Raw genomic sequence first — 14,058 nt, 5'->3', positions numbered from 1 at the left:
TTTAACAATATGATTGAATCACATTATTACAATGAAAAGAGAACTACTTTTACGTCTTTAATGTGTAGTCATTTAATTTAAAAGTGATTAGAATACGCTTTGTCTATCACTACTAGAAACAAAAAATAAAGTGCTAATAAAATTTTATTTGGTAACGCATTAAATTCATTACATATAGGTATAAAAACGTAATATAGTTTTATACTCATGTAATAGTGTAGCTTATGTCACTGTGTTATGGTTTATTAGGAATTTAGTTAATAAAAAAATAAACAATTAATTATAAAATTATTTATTTGAAAGGAAACTATTATGACTAAGGTTGTTACATATACATGTCTATTGATTGCTGTAATGTTAGTGTACGTCGTTGTGCAGAGTAATGGTAATACTGCAAAAGCAACAGCAAAAGTAACACATACAGAAGCAATGGACTATGCGGAATCATTAGAAGGAAAAGGCTGGGACTATGACAATGAATATGGTTGGCAATGTTTTGATTTAGTAAACATGCAATGGGATTATTTGTTTGGTCATGGCTTGGAAGGGGATTATGCTAAAGACATCCCAACGGAAAATAATTTTGATGGTGAAGCAACAGTACATAAAAGTACAGAAGGGTTTAAAGCACAAAAAGGCGATATCGTAGTTTTTAATGAAAATTACGGTGGGGGCGCTGGTCACACGGCAATTGTCACAAATGGTAATGAAGATGGTAACTATCAAAAGTTTGAATCTTTAGATCAAAACTGGGAAGGCAAAGGTGCTGAAAAAGAAGAAGTCGCACATAGAGTAGTTCATGATTATGAAAGTGAAATGTGGTTTATTCGCCCGGAATATAAATAATAAAAGGGTTAATGACAAAATTAAGTTAATGATTTTATTTAGGAAAATTTTAAATTTAATTGATCATTTACTTGACTTTACATTAAATTTACATTAAATTAAATATAGACAATAATTCTATCTATTTTTGGGGCGAGTGCTATCTAGTACTCGTCCTTTTTTATGCGTATTACTATCTAAAGACGCATGATTGAACTAAGTTTGATATAGTTATAGTCATCGTTATTTTGTGGTGCTACATAGTATTAATCATTGAACAAATTGTGTGAATTTTATTAAGAATCAGAAATTAAGTTGCACAATTCATAAGTGTAAGTTTATAATTAACAAGAGGTCTATAAGTGTAATAGGCCTCACTGCTCAGACAACAACCGGGATAAGTATATAATTTTATATACTTACCTCTTCTATGTTACCTATAAAACAGAAAAGTTCCTCAAAATATAAAAATAAAGTTATTGTATTGTGTTGTTAGTTTTGCTATGCTTAACTTTGAAGATACACATTAGTTGTATTTTCGCCCTTTTGGCCGCCTTCGGGTGGCTTTTTTTATTTGTAACAAAAAATAATTGTATATATATCAAAAAAAGCGTTGCAAAAGTAAGTTTGCAATATATATAATATTGTTAGAATCAGTTTTTTGAATACTCTCTCTTTTCACTGATTCTAATAACAAACTATTGTAAGTCTTGGGGCAGGTACAAGAGTGCTTGCCTTTTTAGTTATAGGAGTAGATTGAGATGAAGAGCTATATGTATAGTATTCTTAAAAGTATAGTTTTGGCATTATGTATTTTTCTATTCATGATAGTAATTTGTGGTATAGAGGATTGGCTAGGTATTACTATTTTTTCTATACTAATAATGATTACCAGTTGTATATCAAATATTGTGGAAGCTAAACATAAAAGCAAACATAATTAGAGGATAGAAATGACAGACGCGATGGCGTCTTTTTTTAATTTTGGTGAAAAGTTAATGATTAAAAGTGAGCGGGTATAGTATGATTGACTAAGAAATGTAAATTAAGGAGAGGAATTATATGTTGATAACAGCAATAGTTTTCATCATTGTGGGGCTGATTTTATTAATCGTAGGTAAAAAAACCTCTCAACAAAGATCAGGTAAAAAACAAAGTTTCATCAGTTTTGGGGTAGTCTGTATTGTACTTGGTGTTTTCGCACTTGTAGGACAAATTATTAATGTTACTTTGGATAAGTAGTATGAATTATGAAGCGTCCGGGATATAAATAGCTCTGATTATAAAATAAACCTTACACTAGGCAAGCATGAACAATTAAAATCATAAAATTAACTATAAGCGGACCAATCCTTAATATAGATTGGTCCGCTTATTTTGAGTATGGGGATTTATGTCTTGTGCTCTTTTATAGTTAATTATTTTTTAGCTTGCTCGCCAGCTTTAATGCCTTGGCTTACGGCTTCAGCAAAATCATACATGTCCTGTCGATAATTGTTAGTGTTTTCGCGAGACTCTAAATCGGTATCATCGTCTTCAAAGAAAGATTCCCGCAACCCTTTGGAAATTTCTAATTGCACGCCAGATTTCGATTCATTTTTATTAATGATATTATCGCCGGAATTACCATTTATCATCTCCGGACTATGCGTTGCATTAAAACCTTTGTCTTCTAATTCTTGCTTTATTGCTTTGGCCATTTTTGTATCTTTGCCACCAACGTAAACAATTTCTTTACTTTCATCAACGCCGTGAATAGATATAGCCTCTTCTGATTTTTCAATAATATCAAGTAGTTTGGGTTCATCAAAATTCGTAGAAGTTATGTGTAAGCTTCGATTGTTTGAAGGTAGTAATCCTTCAAAACTGTAGAGTCCAAAGCTTCCTTTTTTGGCAATTAATTTCGCTAGTTCTGAAGTTCCTGGTTCTATACTGCCACCATGAATAGCGGTTATTAAAATATTGTCATCTGTGTCTTTGACATTGATTTGCCAATCTTTACCTTCTTTTGTGTCAGCTTTTAAAGCTGCAAAGTTATCATAAATATCGTTATTATTAGTGTTTTGTTGTTTCGTAATATAAAACCAATATAAGCCACTTAAAAATACTACAATAATAATAAATAGAATTACATAATACAATTTGCCATATAATTTCTTAAAGTGTTTCATACTAACTCCTTTAATCATACAATCCCATAGTGTTTATTACACTATGCAAACTGTATTTTACAATATCAAGCAAGTTATTACCATTTCTAGTTCTTAAAGGGGTATAAATAAAATATAAATATAATTCAATAATTAGGGAATAAGCAACTAATTAAACAGTTACATAATTAAATATAAATGTTGTTGCTAGTGAATAAAGTGATAGTACTTACGAAAATGATAAGAGGGTGGGATGAAAGATGAAAAGAATTTCCATTAATTTTTCTAAGGCTCACAAGAATTTATTACGTGCTAAGCTAGAATATGCTAAATGGCCTGTGCAGTTAGATGAGGACATTAATAATGGTATTTCTATTGAGCAAGTCAAGGAACTCACAGATTATTGGTTGAATGTATATGATTGGTCGAGTTTAGAGCGTCATTTAAATCAGTTTAATCATTATGAAACAGAAGTAGCAGGACAGCATCTGCATTTTATTTATGAACATGGTAAAACCGAACGTCGTATTCCATTGTTATTATTACATGGTTGGCCAGATAGTATTTTACGCTATACGAAAGTGATTGATAGTTTGACTCAAGGCTTTACGCTTAATGGTGAAAAAGTATCTTATGATGTCATTATCCCTTCATTACCAGGGTTTGGCTTTTCTAAATTCCAACATGGTGTAAGCAATGAAGAGATTGCTGAAATTTTAGTACAACTGATGAAACAAGCAGTGGGGGATCGTCCTTTTATAATATCTGGTGGGGATGTAGGTTCAAGTGTCGCACGATATATGGCTTCACAAAGTCCACAAGCGTTGTTAGGACTACATTTAACTGATGTAGGAATCATACGACCATTATTGAAGAAAACACATAGTCTTTCATTAGAAGAGGCTGATTACCAAGAACGTGCGCAAACGTTTTTTGAAACTGAAACAGGCTATATGGAAATTCAAGCGACTAAACCACAAACACTATCATTTGGTATTTCAGATTCTCCTGTGGGTTTGTTGGCTTGGTTAGGTGAAAAATATTGGGCATGGAGTGGTAAAGATCAAAATGGAGACAGTTTACTTTCACCGGAAGACATGATTCACCTTGTGTATTTATATTGGGAGACGAATTGTGCTGCTACAGCTGCCAATGTTTATTTGGAAAATGCGACTAAATTATTACCATTAGCGAACTTAACTGTGGCGACCGGTATTTCATTATTTGAACAAGATGTCATGTTACCGCCGACGACTTATGTGAAAGAACATTATAATTTGACATACTTACACGAAGTAGCACAAGGTGGACATTTCACTGCAATGGAAGTACCTAAACTTTTTGTGAATGAAATTATGGCATTTACTCGGACTGTATGGACAGAATAGCAAAAGACCTTGAGTCAATTTTCTTTCTTAAGCGCACTATTAATATATAAATGAACGCTCAAGTGTTTTATACTACTGAGCGTTCAATTGTTGGGATTAAGTTGTGTAGCTAAGTAAAAGTACAATGATTATTTAACTCGTGGCATTGCTTGCTCAATTATTAATTATCTTTAACAGCAAAATAGTTATCTTCATAGTCTGAGAAGTTGAATACTCTTCCCATAGGTAATGTCATTATTTCACCTACATTAACCCCTTGTTCTGTTAGCGATTGATAGAGATGGTCAAAGTCATTTGTAGAAAAAATTAATGACGGTGTCGTTGTACTGACTCCCATATCCATAGCATCTACTTTCGCTTTGTCTTGTAAAACAATAAGCGTTTGCGCTTGAGTATTTGGTTGTAGCTTAACGACACGCATCTCCATTTCTTCTGTATCTTCAACTACAGTGAAATTTAAATGTTCAGTCCAAAATTGTATTGCTTTGTTATGGTCATAGACATAAATCATAATTTCTGCCACGTGATTTAACATTGCCACATCTCCTTTAGTAATGTTGTATTAATACAGTGTAAGTATACACATTCGTGATACGGCGTACTCATGTCGCTGATTGATAGTGATGTTTGAAATAAGATAAAAACGTTAATAACTTATACTGTGTAAATAACTCTTAACAGATTGGGGAATTTTATGGATATTGTAACGAAAATGACGATTGCTGCACCTGCAGAACGTATTTTTGAAGCGTTTGTGGATAAGGATGAAATTGGAGGATTTTGGTTTTCTTCTAGCTCAGAGTCGTGGTCAGAAGGAAAAGAAATAACGTTAATATATGTAGAGTATAACGCTGAAGTAACTATCAATATTACGGAGTTAGTACCTAATCAATATATTACATTTACTTGGGGCGACAAAACTGTAACGATTACTTTTACCGAACAAGATGGTGCAACATTAGTAACAACTACGGAAAATGGTTTTGATTCGGATGAACTAGAGGTTATGTTAGAGCAAAAAGAAGGATGGGTTTACATGTTAAGTTGCTTAAAAGCATATATAGAACATGGCGTTAAAATTAGAGCGGCATTACAGTAAGAATAAAGGAGTTAGTTAAACATGAAAATTGTAGCAACAAGTATTTTTGTAGAAGACCAAGAACGAGCACGTGATTTTTATACCGAAAAATTAGGGTTTGAATTAAAACATGATATAGATATGGGCGATGCGAAATGGTTAACTGTGACTGAACCCAAAAGTAACAATCCAGTAGAAATTGTTTTAGAACCTAATGCGCATCCTGTCGCGAAAAACTACCAATTAGGTTTGTTTAATGACGGCATTCCAGTTACGATGTTTGCGACTTCTAATCTAGCTGAAGAGTATGAGGCATTAGTAGCAAGAGGTGTGCAATTTACTACTGAGCCTAAAGAAGTTGAGGGTATTAATCTAGCAGTTTTTGATGATACATGTGGCAACTTAATTCAATTAATTGAACAATAAAAAGAGTTAGAGACATTCAGAGCTCTGACTAAAAAATTAACGCCAATTTCTAGCGCGATAAACTAGAAATTGGCGTTTTCTTTATTCGGAATTACAATAGCAATTTACTTCGATAGTGTAAGAGGAGTTGTGTTGTATTTTTACACAAGTCACTTTGTAACGTGCAGCAGCTAGAGAAACTATATGTTTGAATTATAGTTATAGGCAAGCATACACAACGGTCAAAATCGTAAACTTTTTATTTTGAGAATTCGCTCCTTTGTTTTATATCCAGTTGGAGTACAGTGTGTAAATCATGCAATGTTATTATGCTAAATGGCAATCAGTGCTAATAAAGTAGCTATTCTATCGCGGATATTTTATTAATTTTATCAAAAGAATCAGCATAAAAACCAAAGTCCAAACGATCTAATGGAGCATATCGCATGGAGACTTTGCCGACGACATCTTCTTTTTCAATTAAGCCTAATGAGCTACGACTATCTTTGCTAATTGCACGATTGTCACCGAGCACTAAATACTTACCTTTAGGAATAGTTTGTTGCTGTTTAGCATGTTCGATATCTGCAGTATCAAAATCTTCAGTAAGTTGATTGCCAATTTTATGTTGCTTATTATAGTTGAGGTAAGGTTCTTTAACATACTGATTGTTAATATATAAGCGATCGTTTTTATAACGTACTTTATCACCAGGCATACCGATTAATCGTTTGATATAATCTTTGTCTTTAGTAGCATGGAAAACAATAACATCGCCACGACTAAAACTATCCATAGAAATGGAGAATTTGTTGATAAGTAAGCGATCATTATTTTTAAATGTTGGATACATCGAATCGCCGTTGACGTGATATTTGCTAAAAATAAATGTCGTAACTATCCAAGCAATACTAATTCCGATAACAATTGCAATAAGCCATTCTATGACATTTTTACGCATGATGAAATAACCTCGATTTTAATATAGTATTATTAAATAATATTACCAAAAATAATAAATAACTTAAATTAATATATAAACAGTTTGAAGCGTAAGATATATTATTTTGACGATTTGTATATAAGTGCAAAGTTACTATGCTAAAAAGTGACAGTGAAGGTTAATGATAACGCGCAATAATGCGCTGCATTTGGTGTAAATAATTCTTTTTTAACTGTTCGGGGTAAATAATATCGACGTGTGTACCAAGAGACATTAAATAATGAGTCATGTAGTCTAATTCATCTATATTATAGCCGCCTACGATGTAGGGAGAACCGTCAATATATTGTAATTCCATATTAGGGTAGTGGTTTTTAGTAAATAATTCGACGCCAAAGGTTGAGAGTTTACATTTGAATGGAATATCGTGATATGTATCTTCGTATTGTGTTTGAAATTCGGCCAAAGTACTTCGTGCATAACTAGGGTGATCAGTAGTGTTAGCCTGTAGTTCTAAAATGCAATCGCAACGATAGATTCCCCACGTTTCACTTGGTATATCTAACGCACTACAAAACCAGACGCCATTACGATAAAATAACTCATACACTTGAATGTCGGTTTCTATACATTGGTATTGGTTGTAGCTAATATGTAAAGTGTATTCGTGAATAATCGAGTCTAAAATGTCGGACAGATAAAGCGTTTGTTGCTGTGTTGAAGCGTTATAATATTGAATAAAATTTAGAACAGTGGAAATTTCACTTTTTAATTGAGTTGGTATCGTGTGGTACAGTTTTTCTCTAATTTGTTTGTATGATTTTTCGAAAGGTGTACTAGACAACAAATCTAATGATTTTAAAGCGAAAAAAATGGCTAGCATTTCGTTGTTATTAAAGTATATTGGAGTTAATAAATTTTGAGATAAAATTTTATAACCACCATAACGGCCATTTTCTACATATAGACTTAAGCCCATTGCTTCCAAATCATTGATATCTCTGAGGGCTGTACTTTTGGAAATATTAAATTCAGACATTAGTTCTTTTAGATGAAAACTATGTTTTTGACTTAAGTATTTTAACTCTTGATTTAAGCGTTCAGATTTTTTCATAATTTCTCCTTTCAAAAGTTTCGTTATTTGACACCATTGAGCGATATACTTAATTTATTAAGTTTAAAGGAGTATGTTCAATGAAAACGTTAATTATTAATGCCCATCCCGATTATCAAAATGAAACAACTTTCTCTGCTAAGCTACAACAGTTATTTTTGCAGCATTATCAAACCATCTGTCCAGCTGAAGAAGTAGAGATCTTAAATTTATATCAAACTGAAATTCCTCGTATTGAAACGACGCAACTATTAAAAATATGGGAAAAAGAAAGCCAGCAGCAAGAAATGACACGTGATGAACAAAAAATTGCGCAACGCTCGAAAGCATTAATAGCGCAATTTAAAGCCCATCATCGTATTGTTATTGTGACACCAATGCACAATTTTAATATTACTTCTCGGTTGAAAGATTATATGGATAATATATTAGTACCGCGACAAACCTTTAAATATACTGATACGGGTTCAGTAGGTTTAATGACTGATGACTATCAGGCATTGCTACTTCAAGCAAGTGGTTCGGTGTACACTAATGATGATCGTTATACAGCTTTAGAATTTTCATATCATTACTTGAAAGGTATGTTTGAAGAAATAATGGGATTTGATGCTTTGCATATTGTGCGTGCCCAAGGTACTGCTACGACAGATGAAGCAACTGTAATGCAACAAGCAGCAAATGACTTAACAACACCACTATCTACTATGTATAATATATAAATATAGCGTGCGTAACTAAGCTTTATTAAAGTGATGTTACGCATTTTTATGCTCTTTGATGAATTATTAAAGATATATATGTTATTGTATATAATTATTATGATTATTTGTAGTCTAGTTTACATTTGACGATTTTAATAGTAAAATGATGATTCCGGCTTTATTTACTGAATTTTCTAACTATTAAGTTAATTTTAGTAATGCCAAAATTTCATTGTTAAAGGCAATGTTATTTCAAAAGAGAATGAAAAGTAAAGTAATAAATTAAGAAAGAGGCGAGATGTGAATATGACAGAAAATAGTAATTTAGTATCTTCTACACAAGAAATTATAGAAGAAGCTTTACATAATTTAGGTTTTGATAACGGTATGTTTGATTTAATAAAAGAACCATTAAGATTTCTAGAGGTACGAATTCCAGTGAAAATGGATGATGGTACTGTAAAAACATTTACAGGTTACCGTTCACAACATAATGATGCTGTTGGACCAACGAAAGGTGGTATTCGTTTCCACCCAGATGTTACTAAAGAGGAAGTAAAAGCACTTTCTATGTGGATGACTTTGAAAAGTGGTATTGTCGATTTACCTTACGGCGGTGGTAAAGGTGCAATTATTTGTGATCCACGTCAATTAAGTCAATTAGAATTAGAACGTTTATCTCGTGGTTACGTTCGTGCAATTTCTCAGTTTGTGGGGCCAGATAGTGATATTCCAGCACCAGATGTTTATACAAATGCACAAATAATGTCGTGGATGATGGATGAATATAGTAAAATCAGTCGAGCGAATGCATTTGGATTTATTACTGGTAAGCCAGTTGCGCTTGGCGGTTCTGAAGGAAGAGAACAAGCTACTGCATTAGGTGCTGTAATTACTATAGAAGAAGCAATTAAACGTTTGGGACGTGACATTAAAGGTGCACGAGTTGTAGTGCAAGGTTTTGGTAATGCTGGTAGCTTTATTGCAAAGATTTTGTACGATAAAGGTGCTAAAATTGTCGGCGTTTCTGAAAGTTTAGCTGGTGTATATGATGCGAATGGACTAGACATTGATCGTTTAATAGAATTGCGTGCTGAACATGGACGCTTTACTAATGTGATTGATGATACTATTTCTAATGATGAATTGTTAGAAGTAGATTGTGACATTTTAGTTCCAGCAGCTATTGCGAATCAAATTACAATTGATAATGCACATAAAATTAAAGCAAGTATCATTGCAGAAGCTGCGAATGGACCAACAACTAAAGAAGCAACACGTATTTTAACTGAACGAAATGTGTTATTAATACCGGATGTGTTAGCTAGTGCTGGCGGTGTTACAGTATCTTATTTCGAATGGGTGCAAAATAAGCAAGGCTTATATTGGTCTCAAGAAGAAGTTAATGAGCGCCTAAGCGTGAAGATGGTAGAAGCGTTTAACACGATTTATGATTTAGCGCAAGATCGTAACATTGATATGCGTCTAGCGGCTTATGTTATAGGTGTGAAACGTACTGCAGAAGCAACTCGTTTCCGTGGTTGGGCATAAACAAATGTCTTAAAACCTATATTGTGTTTATAATTACATATAAACACAATATAGGTTTTTTATTATTGCCCTTAATAACATAAGTGGCTTCTCTATATATAATGAAATTTTGATACACTTGTAGGTAATAACTAAACGTAAGGAGAGACGAGGATGAATTTAGATGCGTTTGGCATAGGTGACACATATACTACGCAAAGCTATACAGTAACAGAAGCAGATATTATGGAATTTGCACAAATGTATGATCCGCAATATATGCATATTGATAAAAACAAAGCAGCAGATACGCGCTTTAAAGGTATCATTGCTTCGGGCATCCATACATTGGCATTGACTTTTAAATTATGGGTAGAAGAAGGTAAATATGGTTCAGAAGTTATAGCAGGAACTGAAATGAATAATGTTAAATTTATGAAACCTGTTTATCCTGATGATCGCCTATATGTCATAGTGGAAGTCATCGATAAAACTCATATGAAAGAGACTACGGGGAGGCTGACGGTTGCGTTAAATACTTATAATCAAAATGAGCAGAAGGTATTTGCAGGTGAAGTGACGGCCTTAATGCATCGTTAAATATTAATAAATATAGGCAGCTGCTTAGTCGAAGCATTGTAGTATGATGTTGGTGGCTATGTGTTCTTAATAATCAAAACAAGGTATGAAAATAGAGCTGGGACATTAATCATGTTCCAGCTCTAAGTGTTGTTGGTTAGTGTAAATATTTAAATAATCAGTTGCGATACAGTAGTGCATAATTAATAAATATTTGTCTGCGTAAATTCTTAAAGTTAATCGAGCTGATGTATTGCATGACGTGCTGCTTGTGCCACTAACTCATCTTGTGGTTGTGCGTCTTGTTGCTGATGTTTCGTAAAGACGACTAAAACAATTGGCTTAGTTTGATGTTTTGGATATATGAGGGCAACATCATTACGTGTACCATAAGTTGTACCCTGACCACTTTTGTCGCCTACTTTATAACTGTTAGGGACACCTTTTTTGATTAAACTCTCACCTGTTTTATTGTTCAACATTAAATTTTGTAAAAACTTACGCTGTTGTGGTGCAACGGCATCTGTTGTTAATAGATTTTGCAAATTATGGGCAGTAGCACGAGGTGTTGATGTATCTGCCGTACTTTGTGGATCATAGTTATTTAATTCGGGTTCATAACGTTGTGGGTTTGTTGTTGTGTCACCGAGTGCTTGTAAGCGAGACGAAAGCTGATCTAGACCACCGAGTTGTTCCATTATGATATTGCTAGCAGTATTGTCACTCTGTAACATAGCAGCGGAAATTAATTGGCGTAGGGTCATTGTTTTTCCGACATATTGTTCGGTAACAGGTGAATACGCCACGATATCTGATTCTTTTATTGTTACAGTTTTGTTTAATGCTTCAGGAGAATTTTGCTGTAATAATAACCCACTCGTAATGGCTTTAAAAGTTGATGCATAAGCAAAACGGGTATCAGCGTTGTGCGAATAAGTTTGTCCAGTAGCAGTATTAATGCCATAAACACCTACTGTGGCATCATTTTTATGTTCTAATTTAGTTAAACCTTGCGCTGAAGCAGTAGCAGTTGTGTAAGCGAAGCAAACACAGAGTAAGACAAAGATAGTAAAAAACTTTTTCATAGTTACCTCCTAAATATTACAAATGTAATCTTCATGAATGATTATATTACACTTGTAATATTTAAGTCAAGCAAGTATCATGGGAAATAATGAAAGAGGTGAATGTGCGAGTGTTGAAATTTGTAATATTGAGTACATTAAGTGCGGTAATAGTTTATGCTTTTTTATATTTATTTAAAGCGATATGTACGAAATACTGTCATAGCACTATAAGCTATAAAATGTGGTATTTAGTTTACGTAGCGATGTTTATACCATTATTACCTCAACAATGGATTAGAGGATTAGTGAGCTCGCACAAACAGGGTGATGTTGGTCAATCTGCAACTACAACAGGAGCAACGAGTACACCCAATGCTTGGTCGCAAACAAAAGATTATACTTTAAATACAACGCAAATGAATTGGGAAGCTATTACGTGGCTTGTAACGATATTGTGGCTTATAGGCGTGTTTTTAGGGATTGTGTATTTTGTGCGTGGCTGTTTACAACTGCGCAATTTGGTGCGCTCAACAGTATCGATTAGCGTGGGTGAAAGTTTAAATATAGTAAAGTTACACAGTGCTCATAAACGCATATCTGTAGCAGAGAGTCCTCTAGTGGAAACGCCTGTTTCATTTTGGTGGGGAGGTTATTGGATTATTATACCGACCAATATGGATCAACGCTTTAGTGCACAAGCATGCAAATATATGATGCTACATGAACTAGCGCATATTCAACGCAAAGACCCCTTACATGTATTGTTTATTAACTTATTAACTAAATGTTTTTGGTTTAATCCCATACTTTATTATGTGCGTCGCCATATGAAAAAAGAATGTGAATTGATTGCAGACCAAAAAGTATTAACTCAATTGCAACCAGCAGAGTATAAATTATATGGACAGACACTTATTGCTAGTACAATGTCTAGAGTACAAAAAGAGAACAGTATCTATGTTCAGTCATTCAGTGGAAAAAAAGTAGAACTAAAACAAAGAATATTGCAAATCAAAAATTTTCATAAACAGACACACCGCCGTTTGCTTTTGATGATAGGTGTAGTACTATGTTCTAGTTTATTAATAGTCCAAATACCTTTAGTAGGCGCACAAGAAAATGCTAATGGACGTTACACGAAGGCATTAGATAATTTAAGACACATAGATGAACATGAACATTTTCGCCAGTTAGAAGGTTCATTTGTATTATTTGATCAACAACGACAACAGTACGCTGTTTATAATGAGTCAGGTAGTAGAGAACGCTTTGCACCAGATTCGACTTTCAAAATATATTTAGCACTTTTTGGATTAGATCAAAAGAAAATATCAGCACAACAATCTACAAAGCAGTGGCAAGGGGAGTCATACCCTTTTGCAGAATGGGAACGTGACCAAGATGTACAGAGTGCTATGCGTTATTCAGTGAATTGGTACTTCGAGAAACTGAATCAACAGGTAGGAAACACAGAAGTGCGTAAATATTTACAAGCGTTAAATTATGGTAATGAAACCTTAAGTAATGCATCCGCTTATTGGCAAGAAGACGCCCTTAAAGTGTCTAATTTAGAACAAGTGAAACTTTTAGCAACGGTAAAACAACAACAGTTAGACTTTCGCGCAAGTGATGTTGCTTATTTAGATACATTGCTACATGAACAAGACTATCAAAAAGCGCAACTCTATGGGAAAACAGGTACTGGTAAAGTAAATGGCAAACTACAAAATGGTTGGTATACAGGATATGTGACAACAGCTAATAACACATATTACTTTTCAACACATGTACATGGAGCAGCAAATGCATCAGGAACACAAGCTAAAGCTATAAGTAAGGCTATTTTGAAGGAGAGAGGAATAATTAATGACTGAGAAAGCACCTGATATTTCAAATGCAGAGTGGGAAATTATTAATGTCTTATGGACACAGTCCCCCTTATCTGCGAATCATATTATTGAGCAAGTACAACAGTCTAAAGCGTGGAATGAAAAGACGATACGTACATTAATTACGCGTTTATATAAAAAAGGACTGTTATCTAGGGAAAAACAAGATGGCGTTTATCAGTACACACCAACAGTGGAGGAAGATTATATGAAATATGAAAAAACTAAAACGTTAGTTAATCAACTCTATGGTGGTGATGTGAAATCCCTAGTATTAAATTTCGTTGAACAAAAAGAATTAAATGAACAAGACCTTCAAGAATTACATGATTTATTGGAAGACCTTGATAAATGATAAGTTGTTGACGTGTAATACTGATGCGTAA

At 33.6% G+C, this 14,058-nt stretch carries 15 protein-coding genes; 10 read left to right on the top strand and 5 right to left on the bottom strand.

The genetic code is table 11. The features are described 5' to 3' along the window. The first annotated feature begins 312 nt into the window (after positions 1 to 312). Together KA845_RS01885 and KA845_RS01880 are read left to right on the top strand one after the other, a co-directional pair. Complete coding sequence (locus KA845_RS01885; RefSeq protein WP_021459355.1) at positions 313 to 846, top strand: CHAP domain-containing protein; 534 nt, start codon at positions 313 to 315, stop codon at positions 844 to 846. Positions 847 to 1,887: 1,041 nt separating this feature from the next. Then, positions 1,888 to 2,067, top strand: coding sequence for a hypothetical protein (locus KA845_RS01880; RefSeq protein WP_021459354.1), 180 nt, complete (start codon positions 1,888 to 1,890; stop codon positions 2,065 to 2,067). 176 nt (positions 2,068 to 2,243) lie between these two features. On the opposite strand, the gene KA845_RS01875 is transcribed toward KA845_RS01880, so the two are convergent. Further along, entirely contained in the window at positions 2,244 to 2,996 is a 753-nt protein-coding gene (locus KA845_RS01875; protein ID WP_021459353.1) for a poly-gamma-glutamate hydrolase family protein, read from the bottom strand. Between the two features lie 239 nt (positions 2,997 to 3,235). Between KA845_RS01875 and KA845_RS01870 the strand changes: the two genes are divergently transcribed. Next, positions 3,236 to 4,363 carry an epoxide hydrolase family protein gene (locus KA845_RS01870; RefSeq protein WP_002509633.1) on the top strand — a complete coding sequence of 376 codons (1,128 nt, stop codon included), beginning with the start codon at positions 3,236 to 3,238 and terminating at the stop codon, positions 4,361 to 4,363. 160 nt (positions 4,364 to 4,523) lie between these two features. Here the strand turns inward: KA845_RS01870 and KA845_RS01865 are convergent, their stop codons facing one another. Then, the gene (locus tag KA845_RS01865) at positions 4,524 to 4,898 is read right to left on the bottom strand and encodes a VOC family protein (RefSeq protein WP_002509632.1); all 375 of its coding nucleotides are present in this window, start codon (positions 4,896 to 4,898) and stop codon (positions 4,524 to 4,526) included. Positions 4,899 to 5,057: 159 nt separating this feature from the next. Here KA845_RS01865 and KA845_RS01860 point away from each other — a divergent pair, with 159 nt between their 5' ends. Then, positions 5,058 to 5,462 (top strand): SRPBCC domain-containing protein, encoded by a 405-nt coding sequence (locus KA845_RS01860; RefSeq protein WP_002509631.1) that lies wholly within the window; start codon positions 5,058 to 5,060, stop codon positions 5,460 to 5,462. Between the two features lie 21 nt (positions 5,463 to 5,483). Further along, entirely contained in the window at positions 5,484 to 5,867 is a 384-nt protein-coding gene (locus tag KA845_RS01855) for a VOC family protein (RefSeq protein ID WP_002509630.1), read from the top strand. A 340-nt stretch (positions 5,868 to 6,207) separates the two neighbouring features. Here the strand turns inward: KA845_RS01855 and lepB are convergent, their stop codons facing one another. Beyond that, entirely contained in the window at positions 6,208 to 6,807 is a 600-nt protein-coding gene (gene lepB / locus KA845_RS01850) for a signal peptidase I (RefSeq protein WP_103388617.1), read from the bottom strand. A 160-nt stretch (positions 6,808 to 6,967) separates the two neighbouring features. Then, positions 6,968 to 7,903 carry a helix-turn-helix transcriptional regulator gene (locus KA845_RS01845; RefSeq protein WP_167868058.1) on the bottom strand — a complete coding sequence of 312 codons (936 nt, stop codon included), beginning with the start codon at positions 7,901 to 7,903 and terminating at the stop codon, positions 6,968 to 6,970. A gap of 80 nt (positions 7,904 to 7,983) precedes the next feature. Here KA845_RS01845 and KA845_RS01840 point away from each other — a divergent pair, with 80 nt between their 5' ends. From KA845_RS01840 to KA845_RS01830, 3 genes are all read left to right on the top strand, one after another. Then, positions 7,984 to 8,625, top strand: coding sequence for an FMN-dependent NADH-azoreductase (locus tag KA845_RS01840; protein ID WP_107373818.1), 642 nt, complete (start codon positions 7,984 to 7,986; stop codon positions 8,623 to 8,625). 288 nt (positions 8,626 to 8,913) lie between these two features. Next, positions 8,914 to 10,158, top strand: coding sequence for a Glu/Leu/Phe/Val family dehydrogenase (locus KA845_RS01835; protein WP_002509626.1), 1,245 nt, complete (start codon positions 8,914 to 8,916; stop codon positions 10,156 to 10,158). Between the two features lie 153 nt (positions 10,159 to 10,311). Then, complete coding sequence (locus tag KA845_RS01830) at positions 10,312 to 10,737, top strand: MaoC family dehydratase (protein WP_002509625.1); 426 nt, start codon at positions 10,312 to 10,314, stop codon at positions 10,735 to 10,737. 215 nt (positions 10,738 to 10,952) lie between these two features. Here the strand turns inward: KA845_RS01830 and blaARL are convergent, their stop codons facing one another. Next, positions 10,953 to 11,801, bottom strand: coding sequence for an ARL family class A beta-lactamase (gene blaARL / locus KA845_RS01825; protein WP_167868059.1), 849 nt, complete (start codon positions 11,799 to 11,801; stop codon positions 10,953 to 10,955). An 89-nt stretch (positions 11,802 to 11,890) separates the two neighbouring features. Here blaARL and KA845_RS01820 point away from each other — a divergent pair, with 89 nt between their 5' ends. After that, positions 11,891 to 13,657 carry a BlaR1 family beta-lactam sensor/signal transducer gene (locus KA845_RS01820; RefSeq protein ID WP_204171566.1) on the top strand — a complete coding sequence of 589 codons (1,767 nt, stop codon included), beginning with the start codon at positions 11,891 to 11,893 and terminating at the stop codon, positions 13,655 to 13,657. After that, entirely contained in the window at positions 13,650 to 14,027 is a 378-nt protein-coding gene (locus KA845_RS01815) for a BlaI/MecI/CopY family transcriptional regulator (RefSeq protein WP_002509622.1), read from the top strand. Before KA845_RS01820 ends, KA845_RS01815 begins: the two co-directional genes overlap by 8 nt. The last annotated feature ends 31 nt before the right edge of the window (positions 14,028 to 14,058 follow it).

Source organism: Staphylococcus sp. GDX8P114P-2 (genome assembly GCF_017892945.1).
Classification (GTDB): domain Bacteria; phylum Bacillota; class Bacilli; order Staphylococcales; family Staphylococcaceae; genus Staphylococcus; species Staphylococcus arlettae.
Note: the sequence above shows the minus strand (reverse complement) of the source record. Positions and strands in the feature narration are given on the sequence as shown.